The sequence below is a fragment of the Colwellia sp. BRX10-3 genome (genome assembly GCF_014077505.1).
In the GTDB taxonomy this organism is placed as follows: Bacteria; Pseudomonadota; Gammaproteobacteria; order Enterobacterales; family Alteromonadaceae; genus Cognaticolwellia.
Genome location: NZ_JACGWA010000012.1, coordinates 26,761 through 47,463 on the forward strand (window position 1 = coordinate 26,761; position 20,703 = coordinate 47,463).

Genomic DNA, 20,703 nt, shown 5'->3' on the forward strand with positions numbered 1-20,703 from the left:
TGACTTGGAAAGGTTGTGCTTAGATATTATTTATTACAACTGGCTCACGAGCCAATATTTTGCTGATTTTACGTCATGAAATTCACGACGGTTTTGCAATTCAAACAAAGCGGGTTGCTCATTTTTCACCATATCAACATAAAGTGTCTGACTATAAATAACGGCTCTAGCAATACAGTTTTGCTTGTTTAGCCACAACAAGTGCTGGTTTGATATTTCATGCGCATCGCGTGTACTACCTTCATATTCAATACAATCAAGCAATATACCAAAACCTTGACCATTTAAGCTTTCAACTTTAGTTTTTATTTTCTGGCAAACCGATCGCGTTGCAAGGTCATTAAACGTACCTACTAAAGTAATGCTTAACAAATTGTTCTCAAGTACTACTGAATAAGTGCCGTGTTCAATCATAATGTAAAATATCTCACTAAAATAGATTTGCTAACATTTTGCTTACCTTGAATTAAGCTTAAATACTCTGTGTTTTTTTAAACCAACGTAAAAGCTCTTTTTGATCAGCAGGAATTTCAACACCTTGATTTACAAATGATAGTGCCTGTTGCGCTAATAATTGTTCCGCTTTTGTTTCAATTTTTATTAAACACGCATAAAAACTCTTTTTTTCATCATCATTCAACACACTTTCAAGTGCCTGCGCACGGGGTTCAAGCGTGTTAATAAGTTGCTTGTACAAGCTTAAACCTAAAGTAGTTAGAGTTAGGTATTTAATATTTTTACTTGCGGGATCGGGCTCAGCTTCAATCAATTTTTTCGCTAAAAGCACTTTCACCGCTCGACTGACATTAGGAGAATCAATTCGAGACTGATAAGCAATATCTGCGGCTTTTATTGGCATATATGAGCCAATATTAAGTAGCACACGCATTTCTCTTGGCTCTAAATCAGATAAACTACGGACACTCAAATCACGGTTAAGTGCCAACAAATTACTGACCACTGCCACACGAAATGGCAGGTGCTTAGATAAGTCTAATGGTTCTTCGATTAACCTAGTTAGGTTAAATACTTGCTCTCTCGCTGAAGTAGAAATAATTACACCTTAAATTATGAAAATTCATCAAAAAATTACTTTACCTCGCACTTCTCATTGAAACAAGTCAAATCACTACAATTTAATTACCCCTTTTTTAACAATTAAAAGAAGTCTGTTAAAATCAAATGTTGCATTTGCAATATCTCAGAGATGTGTTAGCTTTTATCTATTCTATGTAAATTCCCATACTATAAATTAATCATTGGAGATTAAAATATGCCACTTGTTGCACCACTTGCTAGTGACGAAAATGAAGAAGTTGCCGAGCTTGCGCGCTTTTTCAATGAAACTCTCGGCTTTTGTCCCAATAGTGTACTCACCATGCAACGTCGTCCAGCAATCGCTAAAGCATTTATTAATTTAAATATGGCAGTAATGGCAAATGACGGGCGTGTTAATGCCGAACAAAAGCGTTTAATCGGCTATATCACTAGTGCTAATACAGGTTGTCGATATTGTGAAGCTCATACTATTTTAGCGGCTGAACGTTACGGTAGCACCGACGAACGTTTAGAAAACATATGGAGCTTTCGCGAGAGTAATTTATACACTGAAGCAGAGAAAGTAGCTTTTGAATTTGCTCTAGCAGCCTCAAGTATTCCTAATGCTGTCGATGATAATATTGCTAAACAACTACATAAATATTGGGATGATGGCGAAATTGTGGAAATTTTAGCTGTAATATCTTTGTTCGGATATTTAAACCGTTGGAATGATTCTATGGGGACCACAATGGAAGATGGTGCAATTAACGCTGGGGACAGACTCTTAAAAGAAACGGATTGGATTCGTGGTAAACACCTTTAACATTTGGGTTAATGGTGATTATTTATATTGACGAGCTAACGACTCTCTAACTCTTTATTTGCATTCAGTGATGATGTTTCATTATGAAACTGCTCTGATGCAAACTGAGTGTGGCGTCGGTTAGCTAGTCTGACTTTGTTACGATGTAATGTTCTTTTTCTTTGATTACTTACTAATCGTTTTTTTATTTTCATATCCACCTCTTTGGACTACGTATTACTAATGTGTTGAGTACAAGGGCATATCTTGCTTGTCTAAAGTACAGCTAAATATTGCCTGAATACTTTAGAGACATGGCCTAAATCCCCTTTTCAGCCTGACAATATTTTCACTTAGTATCACCAATATTTATGATAGTTAATAACATAGCAGATAATATTTCTAGACCACCTTAACATTCATTCTTGTTCGCCATTGGCCGCTAATTCAGTTTTCATCGCATTTTGCTTGGCCTGATCATCCATCCAAGTCAATGTATCATAGTAACGACGAATATTTTCTACGTAATTAACCGGCTCATCTCCGCGCGCATAACCATAACGAGTTTTTTTATAATATTTTTTCTGTTTTAATAACGGCAAGCGTTCTTTTACTTCTACCCAACGGTCAGGGTCTCCGCCTTGTTGTTTAGTAATTTTTCGAGCATCATTTAAATGCCCTAAGCCAATATTATAAGAAGCAAGCGCAAACCAAAGTCGATCGGGCGAAGGCACTCGCGCCGGCATACGTCCAATCATTTGCTTAAAATACTTAGCGCCACCCCGAATACTTTGTTCAGCATCTAAGCGACTTTTTATACCCATTTGTTTTGCCGTCGGCAAGGTTAGCATCATCATGCCTCTCACTCCGGTATAAGAGCGAGCATGGGGTTCCCAATGCGATTCTTGGTAACTTATCGCTGCTAATAAGCGCCAGTCGACTTCCTGACCATATTTTTCAAATAGCGGCTGATATTCAGGTAATTTGTTTTCAATCGCTTTAATAAACATGCGAGTATCGACATAATTAAACTCTTCGATATGGCCATAATGTTTATCATCTAAAGCTAACAAAACACCGTTATGATGCACCTGACCAAAAAATTCAATTAAACTGGCAAAAATAGAATCATCACTATGTTTGTTAATCATCCAAGCTAAAGACTCTTCTTTGCGAATTGTAAACCCTATACTAATTTCTGGATAATATCGGCGACTAACGGCTAAGGTATTACTGTCTGCGATGGTGTAATCAATTTCATCCGAAAGCACACGTAACAAAAGCTCTTCGCTATCTAATTCGCTAGTCGTCGTCCATGAAAGCTCAGGGTTAGATAATTTTAATTGCGCTAAACTTTCCACATGGCTAGATTGCTCTAGTACCTCTAACGTGCCGGTTAAATCTGCCAATTTACGTGGGCGAATATTACCCTGTTTAAATACCAGTTTTTGGCTAACATCGTCATAACTTGGTGAGAAGTGATAGTTTTTACGACGTTCGTCAGTTACCGCTAATCCAGCAGCCAAAAAATCGACACTGCCATTATCAAGTTGTTGAAATAATTCGCTTAAGTTGTAACTTGGCATCATTTTTAATTCGACGCCTAAGTATTGGGCATACTTTTGCGCAAGTTCGTATTCAAACCCTGCAGGTCCTTCCGCATCAAGATAATAGCTAGTGTTGCCATAAAGAGTGCCAACGGTTACATAGCCACGATCAATAATACGTTGCAAATTTGCTGACGTTTCTTGCGTTTCACAACCAGATAGCATGAAGATACATGGCAGTAAAAATAAGCCCAACAGCTTATTTAGGCTAACTTTATTAGCAAATAATTTTATGTGTGTTTTTATCATAGCGCCCATTGTCACGTGAATTGAGTTATTTAAAAAGCTATTTTTTTACTCCTTTACAAATTTTGCTCATATAAAATTAGTTTGAAATGAGACAAATCGTTTCTCTAATCACCCTATTTCATCTATAATACGCGCGTTTTTTATCCTTAATTTTCTTAATTAATATAACCCGGTGAAATAGACTATGTCGATGTTGATGAAAACCTATAGAGGTGCACCAGCACTATCTGATTTTAGAGTAAACAAGTTACTAAATCAGTGTTCTGAGCTGCAACTGCCCGTCACGGATATCTATGCTGAATTTACCCACTTCGCTCATATTACAGAAGCACTTAACGTTGAAGAATCTCTGATTTTGCAACAACTTCTTAAGTATGGACCAACAATTGAAGAGCATGATCCTGTTGGACAATTTGTTTTAGTAACACCTCGACCTGGCACTATTTCTCCTTGGTCATCAAAATCTACCGACATTGCCAATAACTGTGGTTTAACTAAAGTTACACGCCTAGAACGTGGTTTGGCTTATTACATCAGCACCGAAAACGCAGCGCCATTAACGCCAGCGCAACAATCGACATTAAATAATTTGATTCATGATCGCATGATGGAATCAATTTTCACTGACATCAATGAAGCCACCGCATTATTTGCCAGTGCAGAGCCAGGTGAACTTACCAGCATTGACATTGAACACGGCGGAAAAAATGCTTTAGTTCAAGCCAATATTGAATTAGGCCTTGCCTTAGCCGATGACGAAGTTAATTATTTATTTGAAAACTTCAGTAAACTTGGCCGTAATCCGCACGACATTGAACTTTACATGTTTGCCCAAGCAAACTCAGAGCATTGTCGTCATAAAATATTTAACGCTGATTGGACTATCGATGGCGTAAAGCAGCCTAAATCATTATTTAAAATGATCCGCAATACTCATGAAATCAATCCTGACTATGTCTTAAGTGCTTATAAAGATAACGCTGCGGTTATGGTAGGCAACAAAGGCGGACGTTTCTTCCCAAATCCTGAAACGAATATTTATGGGTACCACCATGAAGATATTCAAATTTTAATGAAGGTTGAAACCCATAACCACCCAACGGCCATTTCTCCTTATCCTGGTGCAGCAACAGGCTCAGGTGGTGAGATTCGTGATGAAGGCGCTACGGGTATTGGTTCAAAACCTAAAGCGGGCTTAGTCGGATTTTCAGTTTCAAACTTACGTATCCCTGGTTTTGAGCAACCGTGGGAAACTGACTTTGGCAAACCAAACCGTATCGTTTCGGCCTTAGATATTATGACCGAAGGTCCTTTGGGCGGTGCGGCATTTAATAACGAATTCGGTCGCCCGGCTATTTTAGGTTATTTCCGTACTTACGAAGAGCAAGTTAACTCGTTTAACGGCAGTGAAGTGCGCGGTTACCACAAGCCAATTATGTTGGCAGGTGGTTTAGGCAACATTCGTGATGAACACGTACAAAAACGTGAAATTGTTGTTGGCGCAAACTTAATTGCGCTTGGCGGCCCAGCCATGAATATAGGTTTAGGTGGCGGTGCTGCTTCGTCAATGGCATCAGGTCAATCGGCTGAGAGTTTAGATTTCGCTTCGGTTCAACGTGAAAATCCTGAAATGGAACGTCGTTGCCAAGAAGTTATCGATAAATGTTGGCAGCTAGGTGAAGAAAACCCTATTGCTTTTATTCATGATGTTGGCGCAGGTGGTTTATCTAATGCTTTTCCTGAGCTAGTTTCTGATGGCGGCCGTGGTGGTGTTTTTGAACTTCGTAATGTGCCTAATGATGAACGTAGCATGGCACCTCATGAAATTTGGTGTAATGAATCACAAGAACGCTATGTTATTGCCGTATCAGATAAAAACTTAGCCAAATTTGAACAAATATGTCTGCGTGAGCGTGCGCCATTTTCTGTTGTTGGTCGCGCTACTGAAGAACTACATTTAACCGTTACTGATGAGCACTTTTCGGGTAACGATAAACTCGATACGCCAATTGATTTACCGCTTGAAGTGTTATTAGGTAAAACCCCTAAAATATTCAAAGACGTTCAGTCAAAAGTAGCGACTGGTGATAACTTTAGTGTTGCTGACATCACTTTAGCTGATGCCGCTGAGCGTATTTTGTCATTACCAACCGTTGCAGAGAAAACTTTCTTAATTACCATTGGTGATCGCTCGGTAACGGGTATGGTTAATCGTGACCAAATGGTTGGCCCTTGGCAAGTGCCAGTAGCTGACTGTGGTGTTACTGCTTCAGCATTAGACTCTTACCACGGTGAAGCCATGTCGTTGGGTGAACGAACACCGGTTGCGTTATTAAACTTTGGCGCTTCAGCACGTTTAGCCGTAGCTGAGTCATTAACTAACATCGCAGGCACTGATATCGGTGATTTAAATCGTATTAAGCTTTCAGCTAACTGGATGTCGCCTGCGGGTCACCCGGGAGAAGATGCGGGTTTATACGAAGCGGTTAAAGCTATTGGTGAAGAACTTTGTCCTGCACTTGGCTTAACTATACCTGTTGGCAAAGACTCAATGTCAATGAAAACCAAGTGGCAAGAAAATGGTAGCGAGAAGTCAGTAACTTCGCCAATGTCATTAATTATTACCGCTTTTGGTGTTGTTGAAGACATTCGCAAAACTGTAACGCCTGAGCTTCGCATCGATTTAGGTGAAACAAAATTAATCGCCATTGATTTATCTAAAGGTAAACAGCGTTTAGGCGGTTCATGTTTAGCACAAGTTTATAAACAGCTAGGTAACGAAACACCTGATGTTGATTGTCCTGAAACCTTAAAAGGCTTTTTTAACGCGATGCAAAAGCTAGTGCGTGATGAAAAGCTTATCGCCTATCATGATATTTCTGACGGTGGTTTATTTACTACTGTTGTTGAAATGGCATTTGCTGGCCATACCGGCGTTAATATTGACTTAACAAAGCTAACATCAACATCTGGCAATGACGTTGATGTATTGTTTAATGAAGAGCTTGGTGCAGTCATTCAAATTCGCGAAAGCGACGCTGAGGCTATCAATACGGTTTTTGCTGATTTTGGTATTGAAGATTGTTGTACTGATATCGGCCGTATTAATAACGAAGATACTATTCGTTTCAGCCGAGATGGTAACCTTGTGTTAGAAAACTCTCGTACTTATTACCGTACTACATGGGCACAAACTACCCATAGAATGCAATCGTTACGTGACAATCCAGAATGTGCACAGCAAGAGCATGATGTTAAATTTGATACTGAAGATCCGGGCCTAAATGCTGATTTAAGCTTTGATATCAATGAAGATATAGTGGCTGATTTAATAGCTAAAGATGCGCAAAATAGTGTCCATGGTTTAAGCAACCCTCGTATTGCCATTTTGCGCGAACAAGGTGTTAACTCTCATGTAGAAATGGCAGCGGCATTTGATCGTGCTGGCTTTATTACGATTGACGTTCATATGTCAGACATTTTATCTGGCCGTACTGATTTAGCCGACTTTAATGGTTTAGTTGCTTGTGGTGGTTTCTCATACGGTGATGTTCTTGGCGCTGGTGAAGGTTGGGCAAAATCAATATTGTTCAACAAAGATGCTAAAGCTATGTTCAAAACATTCTTTGAACGTGAAGATACTTTCTCATTAGGTGTGTGTAACGGCTGTCAAATGTTGTCAAACCTAAAAGAAATAATCCCAGGCGCTGAAGCATGGCCGCGCTTTGTACAAAACAAATCAGAACGATTTGAAGCGCGCTTTAGTTTAGTTGAAATACAAGAAACCCCCTCTATCTTTTTTGCGGGTATGGAAGGCTCTCGTATGCCAATCGCCGTTTCTCACGGTGAAGGTCGTGCAGAATTTAGCTCTGATGATGCTATTGATAACGCGAACGAGTCTGGCACAGTTGCTATGCGCTTTGTCGATAATTATGGTCATATCACTGAAACCTACCCGGCTAACCCGAATGGTTCGCCTGATGGCATTACAGCATTAACCACTACCGATGGTCGAGTCACTATTATGATGCCTCATCCTGAGCGTGTATTTCGCACCGTTGCTAACTCATGGCACCCTGATGAATGGCAAGAAGATTCGCCTTGGGTACGTATGTTCCGTAACGCACGTAAATTTGTTGGTTAAGCAACCGATAAAATTACTGTCGTCAGTAAAATGTACTAAAAAAGCGCCTTTTGGCGTTTTTTTTATACCACAAAAATACTAAGGTATATTACACATATTGGCTTTTAAAATAAGAGCATCACAAGATAGCCCATCAACAACATACTCAGAAGAGTGTCCTTTAAGTCGATTAATTAAACCATGATGTTCTCCAGCACCAAGAGCGACAATGTCAGCATTATATTTTTTTGCTTCGTGTGGAATAACAAATTCAGGCAACCCTGATTCTACGTGAATGTGATCTTGCTCTACAGCATAGCGTGACGCTGAGTCTTGTATATGACGCCAGTGTTGTTGTAATGGTTCTTCAACACCTTCAACAGGTAAACGTTCAGCTAATGAAATGCTTGGTTGTTCTTGATAACAGTTGATCAAATGAACATCGCTATTTAATAGTTTAGCCAAATACTGACTTTCATCTATCATAAACTGGTTGAGTTTTTGATGTTTTTCAGTCGACTCTTCTGTTTCTAGCGCCGCTAAGATATTCCCTCTGTCTGGCCATTGTGTTTCACCAACGAGCAATATATTAGTATTGCCTTCTCGCAATAAATAATGATTATCAGACCAAGATAAACCCCAGCGAAAATGTGCTGCATGTATGTCCTTAATCAATAAATCATAAGTATTATTCGTAATTTCAGCCAATATATCTTTGTGAGAAAACGGCGCTACACAATATTTTATATTGATATCTATTTCTAATTTTGTTGGCTTAAGTCCGTTTAACGTCGTTAAGTTTGCAGCTTTTTGTTGATAAATCAGCTCAAGATGCTGCTCTATTTCTATATCTTGTTTATTGGCAATAATAGTTAAAGTTGCCTTTGCACTTTGAGCAAGCCTCAACGCTTTATGTAATACCGTTTGATTTAGGCCAATATCTTCAGCAATCACTAAAATATTTTTAAAGTTTTTCATGTTAAAACCTTATTTATCCCTAAGTAGTTTGCTCAATAATTTTAGTCCATTTAAATCACTTCGTTGATAATTTTTATATCAGACATCCTTAGAATTTTTAAGATTTTACTCAGTCTGAGAATATTAAAAAATAAAACGTTATAAGCTATTGAAATAAATTGTTTTTAATACCTGAATATTTATCGCAACATCAGTTTATAAACTTAACCTCTTTCATATATTATTTTTGAATATAAATTAACTTATATATTCCTATTTAGTTAATTATACTTAGTGGTTAATGATGAACTTAACTTATAAGATTACTTTCCTTTGAAAATAGCGACACCTGTAAAGCCTCTCGATTTGCAGAAAATGATGATTGCAACTTATGTATGGCTACGCATAGCGTTGAGTTATTGTGTAGTTGGTGCTGTTATTACAACGCTCGTTTCTGCCTTCATTCAAGCAGTAAATTTACCTATTATTAGTGTAATCATGACGATATTTCTTTGCATTGGCGTGTATAAAGCTGAAGTGACACGTCGTGATACTGGGCTAAATAGCTATTTCATTAAGTTATCTAATCAAAAACATAACGATTTTTAAAACACGATTCTTACCTTTTTAAAGTTTACTCTTTATACTTTATTTTCAAAGATATTATTCCGACATAACCTTGCCTTATAACTAGTTTTATCGATAAGCTAGAAGAAAATAATGATAAGTGCAGCAAGTATTATGAAAGCCCATGATTCATCGCCTTTAAGCGATTATATTGAATACCCAAGTGACGAAATGCTGCAGCGCTCTGCTGAGTTTTATGCAAATATTAAACGCCGTCATAGTGTTCGCAGTTTTAGTAACCGCCCTGTTGCAAAAGAAATTATAGAAAACTGTATAAAAGCGGCAGGCACAGCGCCAAGCGGTGCTAATCATCAGCCATGGCACTTTGTCGCCATCCACAGTAACGAGGTTAAAAAGCAAATACGCGAGCAAGCAGAAATTCACGAAAGTAATTTCTATCAAGGTCGAGGCAGTGAGGAATGGTTAGATGCGTTAAAACCTTTAGGTACAGATGCAAACAAGCCTTACTTAGAACACGCGCCTTGGTTAATTGCGGTTTTTAGTGAGAAAAAAGGCGGTATTGCTATTGAAGATAAAAACACTAATTACTATGTGCATGAGTCGGTGGGTATCGCCACAGGTTTTTTAATTAATGCCTTGCACTCCAGCGGCCTAGTAACCTTAACCCATACGCCAAAGCCAATGTCTTTTTTGAGTAAAGTATGCGGCCGTGATGAAAATAGTCGCCCTTACATGCTAATTATTGCCGGTTATCCAAGTGAAGACGCTACAGTGCCGCATCATGCAACGACCAAAAAAAGCCTTGAAGATATTGCGACATTTTTGTAAAAATAATTAATGAAAATTAAGCTAATAGTATGAACTTTGCATAGTTCAAAGCGACTTAGCTTTTTTATAAGACAAAATCTAAAGCAATATTAGTACAACCTTTAGCACAGTATAAGCCTGTAGTTTTTTTATCTTCCGGCAAGGTCACTCTAATAGGTGTTCCACATTGTTTACACGCAATGTCTCGTCCCGCTAGCACTTTTTTTATCAAAGCTTTTTGATCGTTAAATGACTTAGCACTAACACTTTTCAGGCGGTCAAACTGTTGTTCATCCATAAGTAATCCTCTCTTTTGGCATTACTATGCTTTAGTGCTATCAACACAGTACCAACCATCATACTTTCCTGAAAATGGTGTCGCACTTGTGGTTAATAACTCTTGATAAGCCGCAATATTTTCATAGCTTGCTGACATAAATGGGTAAGCGGTAATTTCCCACGGAAAAGCGTCATCACCTTGATAAGGACAAAATGATAATTTTTGATTGTTTTCTAATAACAATTGACCAAACTTTAACGCCTGCTCTTGATCAGAAAAAATAATCGAAAATTCAAATTCTCTTTCGAGTGTTAAATCGTCGCCACCCTCTAACATTTCCCATAAGGCGTTACCGACATTATCTAGTGGAAATAATTCTTCGTTACGTTGCATTTTTTATTCTCGTATTAGTTTTGCTATTAACTGGCATTTTATCCTTGTATTCAGGTAAAGACCACGCTCAATTACAGTAAATTAAACGAATATTACGCTTACTCTATTCTTTATTATTTGATAACAACTAAGTTGTCATCAGATATGCCAATTACAGTCATAAATTTGTTAAACTAGCTGATATAAGTTTATTAAGTAGATTCGTTTTGAAAAAATTTGAATGCCATATTAATGTTGATCGCGCCATAAATATCGTCCAAGCGCTGCAAATTCAATGTGACTTAACAGTCGGTGAAATAAAAAAAGCAATAGATAAAGGCGCATTATGGCATAGCAGAGGAAAAACCACGCAGCGCTGCCGTCGTCTAAAAAAGAAATTGCATATAGATGATAAACTGCATTTTTATTATGACGCCGATGTTTTATCCCAAATACCGACATCCGCAACATTAATAGCAGACTTAATGGATTACAGTGTTTGGTATAAACCTTATGGCATGTTATCTCAAGGCTCAAAGTGGAGTGACCATTGTACCATAACGCGTTGGGCACAAAAAAAATTACTGCCTGAACGTGCCGTTTTTCCGGTGCATCGCCTTGACCGTGCAGCTACTGGTTTAATATTAGTCGCACACAGTAAAAACGCCTCACGTGCTTTAAGTCTAATGTTTGAGCAACATCAAATTGAAAAAACCTATCACATTATTGTGCATGGTGATCACCAACAACGACCGCAACCTGAAACAATTGAATCATTGATTAATGAGAAAGATGCGCGTAGCCATTTTCTAAGTCTTGAATATAACCAAGAAAATAACGTATCTTTACTGCAAGTAAACATTGAGTCTGGTCGCAAACATCAAATACGTATTCACGCTGCCAGTATAGGCTTGCCGATAGTGGGTGACCGACTGCACGGAAACGCACTTGAGTTAAATAAACTTAACGCTGACAACGAACCGGCAAATCTGCAACTTTGCGCCGTACAGCTAAAGTTTATTTGTCCAATAAAACAGGTTGAACAACACTTTGTCTTAGCTGAAGAGTTACGACCACAATTAGCAAAATTAATTAACGAGTGCCAGATCAAGCCAACTGGCTAATATTATGGGCTTAGAAACAAAAACAGTGAGCATGTGCTCACTGTTTATTAACGCTTATTTCTATATTAAGTCATAAAATTGTTGTTATATCGATAACTGATTATCTTTGTTAACAACAATATTGAAAATCTTCATCAGCCATTAACATCAGTTTATCGCCAACTAGTTCATCCTTCGCTAATTCAGCAAGCAGTGCTAAACCTTGCTCACGCTGAATTTTAGTTAATGCTTTGTAAGGCATTCTGAAAATAGGCGATACTGCACCTGTCATCATTAGTGCCGTGTTAATCGCAATAGGGTTAGGCTCACAGAAAAGCCATTCCATTAGCGGCTTCATACGTTGCTGTAAGCTATCATTTGGTGCATCCATTAACTGTCGCATCATGCCTGGAACAATGTTAGACGTGACTGAAATAACACCATGAGAGCCATGCTTATGACGCCCAGCAGCACTTTCATCGTCATTACCTGACCAGCAAGCAATTCCACGCTCTTCATAGTAAGCAATACGATCATTGCCCGTACATTCTTTCACACCAATAAAGTTTTTATGTTTTGATAATGGCTCAATTAACTCAGGTGTAAGATCTTGACCAGTACGCCCTGGAACGTTGTAAATAAAGGCAGGGCCAATATCAAGTAGTTTATTAAAATGGGCACTTACGCCAGCAGATGAACTGCGGCCATAATAAGGATTAATTTGCAGTGTTGCGTCCATACCCGCGGCAAAGCCATATTGTGTAGCCTTAATAGCTTCACGGGTATTGTTACTACCGGTATTACCAATAATAAGTAAATCTTTTCCGTGTTTATGAACACTATGAGCGATAAGAATTAAATGCTCTTCCCAGGTAAGTAAATGTCCTTCGCCAGTTGTACCACCAACAACAATACCATCAACACCCGCTTTAATTTGTTCAGCGACTAATTGATCATAAGTACTAAAATCGATATCACCTTTGTTATTAAATGGTGTTTTAATTGCCGTCATTAAACTGGCTGCTTTAAATTGCTTCATCCGAACTCTCAAAAAATGATTAATGGAAACTGGTAACAAGGAGGCGATGTTCTAATGCTTGCCTAAGTTATATAGCGCTAACTTAGGGCAATATTATCAATAACTCGGCGTAGTATAAACACTTCATTACTCAAGATGTGTTGATATTCAAAAATTTGGCTATTTAAGGTTAATACGCGATAGGCATGATAATTGTCATCATGCTCTAAATCAGCCGCATAATGTTCATCATTAATAAATTCACTCTTACTAATGGTAAAATGAATGTCGCCAACTAATCCCCAATCTCCTGACTCTACCGATTGCTCTGAAACGTTGCCATGTTCATCATGTTGAATAAAAGTAAACTCATAGCGGCCATCGGATGAAATTTCTGCAAACTCGGTAAACATATAACCTTCGTCATCTCGTTCGCTTCGATACCATTTACCAAACAAAAGTGTTCTATGGTACGACTGCATATTCTTGGTCATGTTATAAAATATCTTCTTAATTTTTGCTAATATAACTAAAAGTTTTCTAGTGTTTCCACAATACCATATTTAGTTTTTATTTCAGCTACTAGTTGACTATTTTCACTTAAGAATTCATCAAATTCTTGAATAACTTGGGGGTATAATATAGTCGAAAAATAATAAGCATAACGTTCATGATTAATATGCTTATTAAGTACAATAACACCTTCGTCTTCCTGTAATAGTTTAAGGTTGTAACTAATCACATTATTATCGATATTTATACCATCAACATTTCCATACAACAAATGCTTAACTAGGCTATATGATGATGACGCTTCAACTAATTCGATAGTGTTATCTAACATCCTATCGTACCAAAGTGTTGGAAAGAAACCGAAAATAGTGCCTAAACGTTTAATGGCTTTCCGAGGTTTATCTTTGTTTTTTTTCAACACAAAGGTACCGGCAATTAAACGCAATACTGGTTTACTGTATGTGATATTGAGTTTTTTACTTTCACCGACTCGCCAGCGTTCATTATCAGGAAATTTAAAATCTATCGCTTCTTCAACATACCATTTATCAAATCGTTTCAACGGAAGTGAGACAAACTTAAATTTATAACCTTGACGACGAAAAAAAGTGCTGAGCAACTCATTAGTAAAGCTTTTTCGGTCAAGCTCATCTGCAGAAAAGTCATAAAAGGGATAGTAGTTAACGTCTTCTACGCCAATAATATATTCTTTAGCCTGCAAGTTACTATTGCTGAACGATAGAATAACAACAATGTGAAACATTAAAGCACTGAATGACCTTAAATTTTTTATTTGTTTCGATTGATAGCCCAATTTTTTAACCTACATTGAATCTAATATAATCATAATAGTCCAAATTATAAATTGTGTAAAAAACAGCCAAAGCTATGCGACTTAAATTTACAGCGCAATCGTTAAGCTTTTTCGTTAACATAAACTTAAGTAAAATTGAATTATGGAACCGTATGACTACTCAGGTGAACCTATTGTTGACGGGTAACGAATTGATGAATGGCGATGTTATTGATACAAATTCAGTAATGTTTGCACAGCAGCTCAGTGACATTGGCCTAAACATCAGAAAAAAAGTTACTATTTCCGATGATTTAGCACTATTACGTGCAGAAATAATTCAACTCAGTCAAACAGCAGATTTACTACTTATTAATGGTGGCTTAGGCCCAACTATTGACGATCTTACATCACAAGCACTAGCTCAAGCTTGCGGGGTTGACCTACACCTAAATCCCCAGGCCCATTTACACTTAAAGAAATGGGCTGAGCGTCGAAACACAACACTCAATCAACCTAATTTAAAACAAGCCTACCTACCTTTAGGCAGCAAGGTTGTTGCCAATGCAACCGGCAGTGCTGTCGGTATTAGCATTAAACTAGGCCAGTGCCTTATTATTTGTACCCCTGGTGTGCCAAGTGAATTATCCCACATGCTAAAAGATGAAATAATTCCTAACTTGCAGCAAGTTTTTCCAATGAGAAACAAGCAAAGTCTCATTCGTTTTCAAACTTTTGGCCTTGGCGAATCGACGTTACAGGCACTAGTGAACGACAACCTACCCGATTGGCCTGATGAAATAGTGATTGGCTTTCGCGCAGCAATGCCAGTACTTGAAATAAAGTTGAGCGTGCAATGCCCAAAAGGAAATAAATTATTACCACAATGGCAAAAAAAACTGAGTCAGTTATTAGGCGACCATATTCTAGCAACAGGTAAAAGTAACCATGTAACAATCGCAGATTACTTGGTGCCATTACTGATAAAGTCACAACAAAAAATTACTGTTGCAGAATCTTGCACTGGCGGATTAATTGCTAGCCAAATAACCGCTATAGCGGGTGCTTCTGCAGCTTTTGAAGCAGGTTTCGTCACCTATTCTAATCATATGAAAAGTAAACTCATTGATGTACCTGAGTCTACATTAGTTAGCCACGGCGCTGTTAGCGAAGAAACGGTGTTAGCTATGGCAAAAGGCGCTTTAGCAAAATCTAGTGCTGATTATGTTATCGCGGTTTCCGGTATAGCAGGGCCCGATGGCGGCACGAAAGATAAACCTGTAGGTTCAGTTTGGATAGCTTGGGGGAATAAACAAGTGTTACATACAAAGTATTATTGTATCCCAGTAGCTAGACAGTATTTTCAGCAAATCGTTGCTGCTCGCAGTCTCGATTTAGTTCGAAGAATGTTAATAGCTAGTGAAGCGAATCCACACTACGACCGAGTAAATTAATTTCAAGAATAAATTCAGACATCTAGTTGCTTTTATATTGCTTAGTAATTCAAATCTTTATATATTTGTACTCATTAAAAGCTATTGATAGTTCATATTGATATAAAAGCAATAAATTTCAACATTTGCTTTTACAAAAGGGTAAAGTGGCAAACCACTTATTATCATAAAGGGGAATACTTTGAACGATAAAAACTTTATTACCAGTGGCCGTAATACCATCATTCATAAAAACAAAAAAATTGATTTACTTGTGGTTAATGGTGAACATCCAGTGGCTATAGTGAGCCACACCGGCATAAACATATATACAGGTGTTATGCCACAACGACGTTCTGAGGCGAAAAAAGCCTATCAAGAACTTGTCGATGTGAGTACATCTGAAGTGTTTGGCGATGAAAAAACGTTAGTTTTTGTCCAAGCATTAGATAATAAAGAATACAAATTAGATTATTCAAAAGTAGGCACAGATAATTTTATTAAAGTTCATCAAGAAAATTATATTTAGGGAACGATGAATTTTATAAAATAATGGAGTTATACGCGTGTGACCAAGGCAAGCTTAGTAAGTAACGATAAAAATAACATCGACTTAGTGTTGTCTCCTGTTAAAACTAAGACGACACTAACTGAAGCTGATATTCATGAGCTAATTGAAAACTCTGAATACAGTAAATTGTATGTTGTTAACGGCAATATTAAAAATGCCATTGCTGAATTAGAGAGTGTTTTAAAACCTTTAAAAGAAGACCACGTTGGCCGTGAGATAAAATACCAAGTACTTGAACGACGCGATGCTACAATTGCAATTGAAATTGATAACGACAACATGTCAGCGTCGGCTGAAATTACCACGGCGTTGGGTGGCCAACACATGAGCGCAAAAGCAATACTTGACGCGGCTCAAGCCGCTAATGTGCGCAAAGGCTTTAGTAAAGAACAATTAGTGAAACTTGCCGGGCGTTCGGCTAAAGAGCCGGCAGGTTCAACAGTTAAGGGTGAAATAGCCCGTGGTAAACTGCCAATAGACGGCAAAGACGCTTACATTAAACTCTTGGTAGAAAGTGCACAAGATAGAATATTGAAACCCAAAAAACGTGAAGATGGCAGTGTAGACATGCGTGATCTTGGCGATATTATCTGTGTAAAGATAGGTGACCCTCTCGCGAAAAAAATCCCCCTTACTAACGGCATTTCAGGTTATACCGTCACTGGCGATATATTAGAACCTGCGCCAGGCGCTGATATACAAATGAGTGTAGGTGAAGGCACAGTTTTAAGTCCAAAAAATAATAGTATTTTAATTTCCACCTTAGTTGGCCTTCCTCGTATTATCGAAAACGGTATGCAAGTTGACAGTGTTTACCATCTTAAAAATGTTAATGTCGGTACTGGCCACGTTAACTTTGAAGGCAGTGTCATTATAGATGGTGACGTTGGTGAAAGTATGAAGGTAACGGCTACAGGCGATATTTCAATCGGTGGTTTTGTTGAGTCAGCAACGCTAGATGCTGGCGGAGACATAACGATTGGTACAGGTATTATTGGTAAAAAACAAGAGGTTGAAGCTCTTGATGTTTCTAAAATGAGGATGAGCGTGAATATTAAAGCCGGAGGCAATATTTTTGCTAAATATAGCCAATACGCTGACATCACTTGTGACTCATTACGTATTGAAAAACAAATAATGCATAACATCGTAAAAGTTGATAAAACGTTGTGGGTTGGCAGCAAAGACAAAGCCAATGGTAAACTTATTGCCGGCCATATTAGTGCTGGCGAGTCAGTATGTGCAGGTACAATAGGCGCAACAGCGGGTAGTTTCACCATCATCACTTTTGCAGATAAAGTTAATGAATACTTAGGTAGAATTGCAGATATTGATGAGTCGATTCAAAGTGAGTCTGACAAATCTTCAGAGTTAAAAGTGGCGGCGAATAAATTAAATAAACTACCTAAAGATAAAGCCAAACCAGAAATATTAGCGAAAGTAATTTCTACTTATCAGTACCATATAAAACAAATGGGTACATTTCTTTTTGAAAAAGAATCGCTTGAAGAGATATTGCAAGAATATATGACTAGCGTGTATGTTGATGCAAACGAAAGGGTGTATCATGGAGTGCAGGTAACCGTTGGTGAATATCACGATAAAACACGCCGGGAATATGGTCCAACCCGTTTCACCTACAAAGAACGAAAAATTCATATAGCCCCATTAGTTTCAGTATAAAGTCTAGGCTACTATTCAATATAATATGGAGTTTTGCTATGGCATTCATCGCCCGCAGCTTATTTGTTAGCTGTTTATTTATTAGCGCAGCAAATGCTCAACAATGTGATATTAATTTTAATTATGGCGTGATCATTGATCCCGCTCACCTGCGTATTATTAGTCAGGGTCAAACTTACGTACAAATAAATGGGCAGCATCAGCTTTTTGTTAGTGGTCGTGAAATCTCCCTCAATAATGAACAAAAAAAACAATTGAGCGAATACAGCAATGGTATTAGATCGCAAGTGCCCGCTATCGTTTCTATTGCCATAGAGGGTGTTGAGCTTGGACTTAAAGCGGTAAATAAAGTTATTAGTAGCTTAACTGGCGAAAACAGCGCATCACATCAACAGTTCCAAGAAAAATTTGATGAAATGAAATGGCGACTACGTACTCGTTTTAACCATAGTGATGATAGCTACTATATTGCGCCACAAGATTTCGATGATTTTGATGAAATTTTCGCTGGTGAGTTTGAAAAAGAAATCGAAACTATTGTCACAGATTCTGTTGGCACCATTTTAGTCGCTGTCGGTGAAGCTATGACCCACAGGGAAGAGCAAAGTACTGAGCAACGTGTTGAAACGTTTGATCAACGCATTGAAACAATGGGAAATGATATAAAGATCGATATTAGCAACCAAGCCAATGCTTTAGAAAATAAAGCAGAAATAATTTGTGCAAACTTGGTAAAACTTGATCAGATAGAAAACAAACTTCAACTTGAAATCCCAGCCTTAGCTGAATTCAATTTAATAGTAACCAATTAGCAATTGCCTTCATGTTAATACCTGACTTTTCTCAGCTATAAATTAAATTGAAGAAAACTTAACGCTATATTACCTACCCGAATATATTTTTATTAAAACACCAACTTCAGAAGATAAAAAAACCTGCAATTGCAGGTTTTTATTTAGCATAAGTTTAGCCGCGAAAATATAAATAGCTAAGCGCGCGAAACTCATTAATCCATTTTATACCTACATATTAGGATAATTAGGGCCACCAGTACCTTCAGGTGTTACCCAAGTAATATTTTGACTTGGATCTTTTATGTCACAAGTTTTACAGTGCACGCAGTTTTGTGAGTTAATAACGAATTTATCACCTTCTGCTGTACTTTCAACTTCATATACGCCAGCGGGACAATAAAGTCGGGCTGGCTCACCATATTTCACTAAGTTAACATCAATAGGAATGCTACTATCAGCCAGTTTTAAGTGGCATGGCTGCTCTTCTTCATGATTGGTGTTCGATAAGAATACTGAGGTCAATTTATCAAAACTCAATTTATTATCAGGTTTTGGATAATTAATCACCGGCGCATCTGCTGCTAGCTTTAATTGCTCATGATCTAAGCTGTCATCTTTAAAGTTGAATGGTAACTTACCACCAAAAAAGTTTTGGTCTAGCGTATTATAAGCGCCGCCCCAAAAGGTGCCAAACTTGTGCATAGCTGGGCCAAAGTTACGCGTATTATAGAGCTCTTCATATAACCAAGAGTTTTGATATTTCTCAGTAAAACTGGTGAGATCTTTACCCCCTTCATCACCCGACAATAAGCTTTCAAAAATGGATTCAGCCGCTAACATACCCGACTTCATCGCCGTATGATTACCTTTAATTTTGGCAAAATTAATGGTACCAGCGTCACAGCCTACTATTACACCACCTGGCATAGTCATTTTAGGCAATGAATTAAAGCCACCTTTTGCCATGGCTCTTGCGCCATAAGACACACGTTTACCACCTTCAAGGTATTGGGCAATTTTAGGATGATGCTTGTAACGTTGAAACTCATCAAACGGACTTAAATGCGGATTGCTATAACTAAGATCTACAATTAAACCAACGAATACTTGGTTATTTTCTGCATGATATAAATAACCGCCACCGTTGGTGTCTTTTTCAAGCGGCCAACCTGCAGAATGCACCACTAAACCTTCTTGATGCTTTTCAGGGGCAATATCCCAAATTTCTTTAAAGCCTAAACCGTAATGTTGTGGTGACTTATCAGCATCTAGGGAAAACTTAGCGATAAGTTCTTTGCCTAAATGACCACGACAACCTTCAGCAAACACGGTATATTTCGCTTTTAGCTCCATACCAGGCATAAATGAATCTTTTGGTTTGCCTTCTTTGTCGAGCCCCATATCACCAGTAATTACACCGCCAACACTACCATCTTCATTATAAATAATTTCTTGCGCAGGAAAGCCTGGAAATATTTCCACCCCTAATTGCTCTGCTTGTTCTGCTAACCAACGACAAACATTGCCCATACTAACAATGTAGTTACCGTCATTGTGCATGGTTTTAGGCACACTAAAACCAGGTAATTTAATCGCACTACTTTCGCCATTAAATAAATAAATATCATCGCCAGTAACAGCGGTATTTAAAGGAGCACCCTTTTCTTTCCAATCTGGAAACAGCTCATTTAATGCTCGAGGTTCAAAAACAGCGCCAGAAAGAATATGAGCGCCAACTTCAGAGCCCTTTTCAACTACGCACACCATAAGTTCTTGTTCTTTTTCTTGTGCTAACTTCATAAGTTGACAAGCAGTTGAAAGGCCTGCAGGACCGGCACCAACAATTACAACATCAAATTCCATTGATTCGCGTTCCATAATTTCTCCCATCATTCAATTTTATATGAAATATTCAAACACACGTTTGATTTTCAAACACCTGTTTGATAATATCAATCATTATAGATAT

At 38.0% G+C, this 20,703-nt stretch carries 19 protein-coding genes; 9 read left to right on the forward strand and 10 right to left on the reverse strand.

From position 1 onward, the window contains the following. Positions 1–33: 33 nt before the first annotated feature. Both H4J38_RS14585 and H4J38_RS14590 read right to left on the reverse strand, forming a co-directional pair. Complete coding sequence (locus H4J38_RS14585; protein WP_182132797.1) at positions 34–414, reverse strand: hypothetical protein; 381 nt, start codon at positions 412–414, stop codon at positions 34–36. A gap of 58 nt (positions 415–472) precedes the next feature. Then, a complete protein-coding gene (locus H4J38_RS14590; RefSeq protein WP_220465569.1) occupies positions 473–949 on the reverse strand; it encodes a helix-turn-helix domain-containing protein in 477 nt (158 codons plus the stop codon). A 324-nt stretch (positions 950–1,273) separates the two neighbouring features. Between H4J38_RS14590 and H4J38_RS14595 the strand changes: the two genes are divergently transcribed. After that, complete coding sequence (locus H4J38_RS14595) at positions 1,274–1,864, forward strand: carboxymuconolactone decarboxylase family protein (protein WP_182132799.1); 591 nt, start codon at positions 1,274–1,276, stop codon at positions 1,862–1,864. A 398-nt stretch (positions 1,865–2,262) separates the two neighbouring features. Here the strand turns inward: H4J38_RS14595 and mltF are convergent, their stop codons facing one another. Then, positions 2,263–3,699, reverse strand: coding sequence for a membrane-bound lytic murein transglycosylase MltF (gene mltF / locus H4J38_RS14600; protein WP_182132801.1), 1,437 nt, complete (start codon positions 3,697–3,699; stop codon positions 2,263–2,265). A 196-nt stretch (positions 3,700–3,895) separates the two neighbouring features. Between mltF and purL the strand changes: the two genes are divergently transcribed. Further along, positions 3,896–7,843, forward strand: a complete 3,948-nt coding sequence (gene purL / locus H4J38_RS14605; RefSeq protein WP_182132803.1) for a phosphoribosylformylglycinamidine synthase — start codon at positions 3,896–3,898, stop codon at positions 7,841–7,843. Between the two features lie 78 nt (positions 7,844–7,921). Here purL and H4J38_RS14610 read toward each other — a convergent pair whose 3' ends face one another. Beyond that, a complete protein-coding gene (locus tag H4J38_RS14610; protein ID WP_182132805.1) occupies positions 7,922–8,800 on the reverse strand; it encodes a universal stress protein in 879 nt (292 codons plus the stop codon). A gap of 312 nt (positions 8,801–9,112) precedes the next feature. Here H4J38_RS14610 and H4J38_RS14615 point away from each other — a divergent pair, with 312 nt between their 5' ends. Beyond that, complete coding sequence (locus H4J38_RS14615) at positions 9,113–9,388, forward strand: hypothetical protein (RefSeq protein WP_182132807.1); 276 nt, start codon at positions 9,113–9,115, stop codon at positions 9,386–9,388. Between the two features lie 132 nt (positions 9,389–9,520). After that, complete coding sequence (locus H4J38_RS14620) at positions 9,521–10,195, forward strand: nitroreductase family protein (RefSeq protein WP_182132890.1); 675 nt, start codon at positions 9,521–9,523, stop codon at positions 10,193–10,195. 64 nt (positions 10,196–10,259) lie between these two features. Here the strand turns inward: H4J38_RS14620 and H4J38_RS14625 are convergent, their stop codons facing one another. Next, positions 10,260–10,472, reverse strand: a complete 213-nt coding sequence (locus H4J38_RS14625; RefSeq protein WP_182132809.1) for a hypothetical protein — start codon at positions 10,470–10,472, stop codon at positions 10,260–10,262. Positions 10,473–10,496: 24 nt separating this feature from the next. Further along, a complete protein-coding gene (locus H4J38_RS14630; RefSeq protein WP_182132811.1) occupies positions 10,497–10,847 on the reverse strand; it encodes a ribonuclease E inhibitor RraB in 351 nt (116 codons plus the stop codon). Between the two features lie 206 nt (positions 10,848–11,053). Here H4J38_RS14630 and H4J38_RS14635 point away from each other — a divergent pair, with 206 nt between their 5' ends. Then, positions 11,054–11,950 carry an RluA family pseudouridine synthase gene (locus tag H4J38_RS14635; RefSeq protein WP_182132813.1) on the forward strand — a complete coding sequence of 299 codons (897 nt, stop codon included), beginning with the start codon at positions 11,054–11,056 and terminating at the stop codon, positions 11,948–11,950. A gap of 109 nt (positions 11,951–12,059) precedes the next feature. Here the strand turns inward: H4J38_RS14635 and dapA are convergent, their stop codons facing one another. The 3 genes from dapA to H4J38_RS14650 form a co-directional block, all read right to left on the reverse strand. After that, positions 12,060–12,968, reverse strand: coding sequence for a 4-hydroxy-tetrahydrodipicolinate synthase (gene dapA / locus H4J38_RS14640; RefSeq protein WP_404842622.1), 909 nt, complete (start codon positions 12,966–12,968; stop codon positions 12,060–12,062). 77 nt (positions 12,969–13,045) lie between these two features. Beyond that, positions 13,046–13,441 carry a hypothetical protein gene (locus tag H4J38_RS14645; RefSeq protein WP_182132817.1) on the reverse strand — a complete coding sequence of 132 codons (396 nt, stop codon included), beginning with the start codon at positions 13,439–13,441 and terminating at the stop codon, positions 13,046–13,048. A gap of 35 nt (positions 13,442–13,476) precedes the next feature. Further along, on the reverse strand, positions 13,477–14,223 hold the full coding sequence (locus tag H4J38_RS14650; protein WP_182132819.1) for a hypothetical protein: 747 nt from the start codon (positions 14,221–14,223) through the stop codon (positions 13,477–13,479). Between the two features lie 203 nt (positions 14,224–14,426). On the opposite strand from H4J38_RS14650, the gene H4J38_RS14655 reads away from it, so the two are divergent. The 4 genes from H4J38_RS14655 to H4J38_RS14670 all read left to right on the forward strand — a co-directional run bounded on the left by H4J38_RS14655 (position 14,427) and on the right by H4J38_RS14670 (position 18,752). Continuing rightward, positions 14,427–15,707 carry a CinA family nicotinamide mononucleotide deamidase-related protein gene (locus tag H4J38_RS14655; protein ID WP_182132821.1) on the forward strand — a complete coding sequence of 427 codons (1,281 nt, stop codon included), beginning with the start codon at positions 14,427–14,429 and terminating at the stop codon, positions 15,705–15,707. Positions 15,708–15,888: 181 nt separating this feature from the next. Further along, a complete protein-coding gene (locus H4J38_RS14660) occupies positions 15,889–16,215 on the forward strand; it encodes a hypothetical protein (protein WP_182132823.1) in 327 nt (108 codons plus the stop codon). A 39-nt stretch (positions 16,216–16,254) separates the two neighbouring features. Then, the gene (locus H4J38_RS14665; RefSeq protein WP_182132825.1) at positions 16,255–17,940 is read left to right on the forward strand and encodes a DUF342 domain-containing protein; all 1,686 of its coding nucleotides are present in this window, start codon (positions 16,255–16,257) and stop codon (positions 17,938–17,940) included. Positions 17,941–17,978: 38 nt separating this feature from the next. After that, a complete protein-coding gene (locus H4J38_RS14670; protein ID WP_182132827.1) occupies positions 17,979–18,752 on the forward strand; it encodes a DUF2884 family protein in 774 nt (257 codons plus the stop codon). Between the two features lie 210 nt (positions 18,753–18,962). Here the strand turns inward: H4J38_RS14670 and H4J38_RS14675 are convergent, their stop codons facing one another. After that, positions 18,963–20,612, reverse strand: coding sequence for an electron transfer flavoprotein-ubiquinone oxidoreductase (locus tag H4J38_RS14675; RefSeq protein ID WP_182132829.1), 1,650 nt, complete (start codon positions 20,610–20,612; stop codon positions 18,963–18,965). Positions 20,613–20,703 lie beyond the last annotated feature (91 nt).

What these genes read in the sequence shown, in the direction of transcription:
- H4J38_RS14585 (WP_182132797.1), bottom strand. Translation starts at nt 414, where the DNA reads ATGATTGAACACGGCACTTATTCAGTAGTACTTGAGAACAATTTGTTA.
- H4J38_RS14595 (WP_182132799.1), top strand. Translation starts at nt 1,274, where the DNA reads ATGCCACTTGTTGCACCACTTGCTAGTGACGAAAATGAAGAAGTTGCC.
- mltF (WP_182132801.1), bottom strand. Translation starts at nt 3,699, where the DNA reads ATGATAAAAACACACATAAAATTATTTGCTAATAAAGTTAGCCTAAAT.
- purL (WP_182132803.1), top strand. Translation starts at nt 3,896, where the DNA reads ATGAAAACCTATAGAGGTGCACCAGCACTATCTGATTTTAGAGTAAAC.
- H4J38_RS14610 (WP_182132805.1), bottom strand. Translation starts at nt 8,800, where the DNA reads ATGAAAAACTTTAAAAATATTTTAGTGATTGCTGAAGATATTGGCCTA.
- H4J38_RS14620 (WP_182132890.1), top strand. Translation starts at nt 9,521, where the DNA reads ATGAAAGCCCATGATTCATCGCCTTTAAGCGATTATATTGAATACCCA.
- H4J38_RS14625 (WP_182132809.1), bottom strand. Translation starts at nt 10,472, where the DNA reads ATGGATGAACAACAGTTTGACCGCCTGAAAAGTGTTAGTGCTAAGTCA.
- H4J38_RS14630 (WP_182132811.1), bottom strand. Translation starts at nt 10,847, where the DNA reads ATGCAACGTAACGAAGAATTATTTCCACTAGATAATGTCGGTAACGCC.
- dapA (WP_404842622.1), bottom strand. Translation starts at nt 12,968, where the DNA reads ATGAAGCAATTTAAAGCAGCCAGTTTAATGACGGCAATTAAAACACCA.
- H4J38_RS14645 (WP_182132817.1), bottom strand. Translation starts at nt 13,441, where the DNA reads ATGACCAAGAATATGCAGTCGTACCATAGAACACTTTTGTTTGGTAAA.
- H4J38_RS14650 (WP_182132819.1), bottom strand. Translation starts at nt 14,223, where the DNA reads ATGTTTCACATTGTTGTTATTCTATCGTTCAGCAATAGTAACTTGCAG.
- H4J38_RS14655 (WP_182132821.1), top strand. Translation starts at nt 14,427, where the DNA reads ATGACTACTCAGGTGAACCTATTGTTGACGGGTAACGAATTGATGAAT.
- H4J38_RS14670 (WP_182132827.1), top strand. Translation starts at nt 17,979, where the DNA reads ATGGCATTCATCGCCCGCAGCTTATTTGTTAGCTGTTTATTTATTAGC.
- H4J38_RS14675 (WP_182132829.1), bottom strand. Translation starts at nt 20,612, where the DNA reads ATGGAACGCGAATCAATGGAATTTGATGTTGTAATTGTTGGTGCCGGT.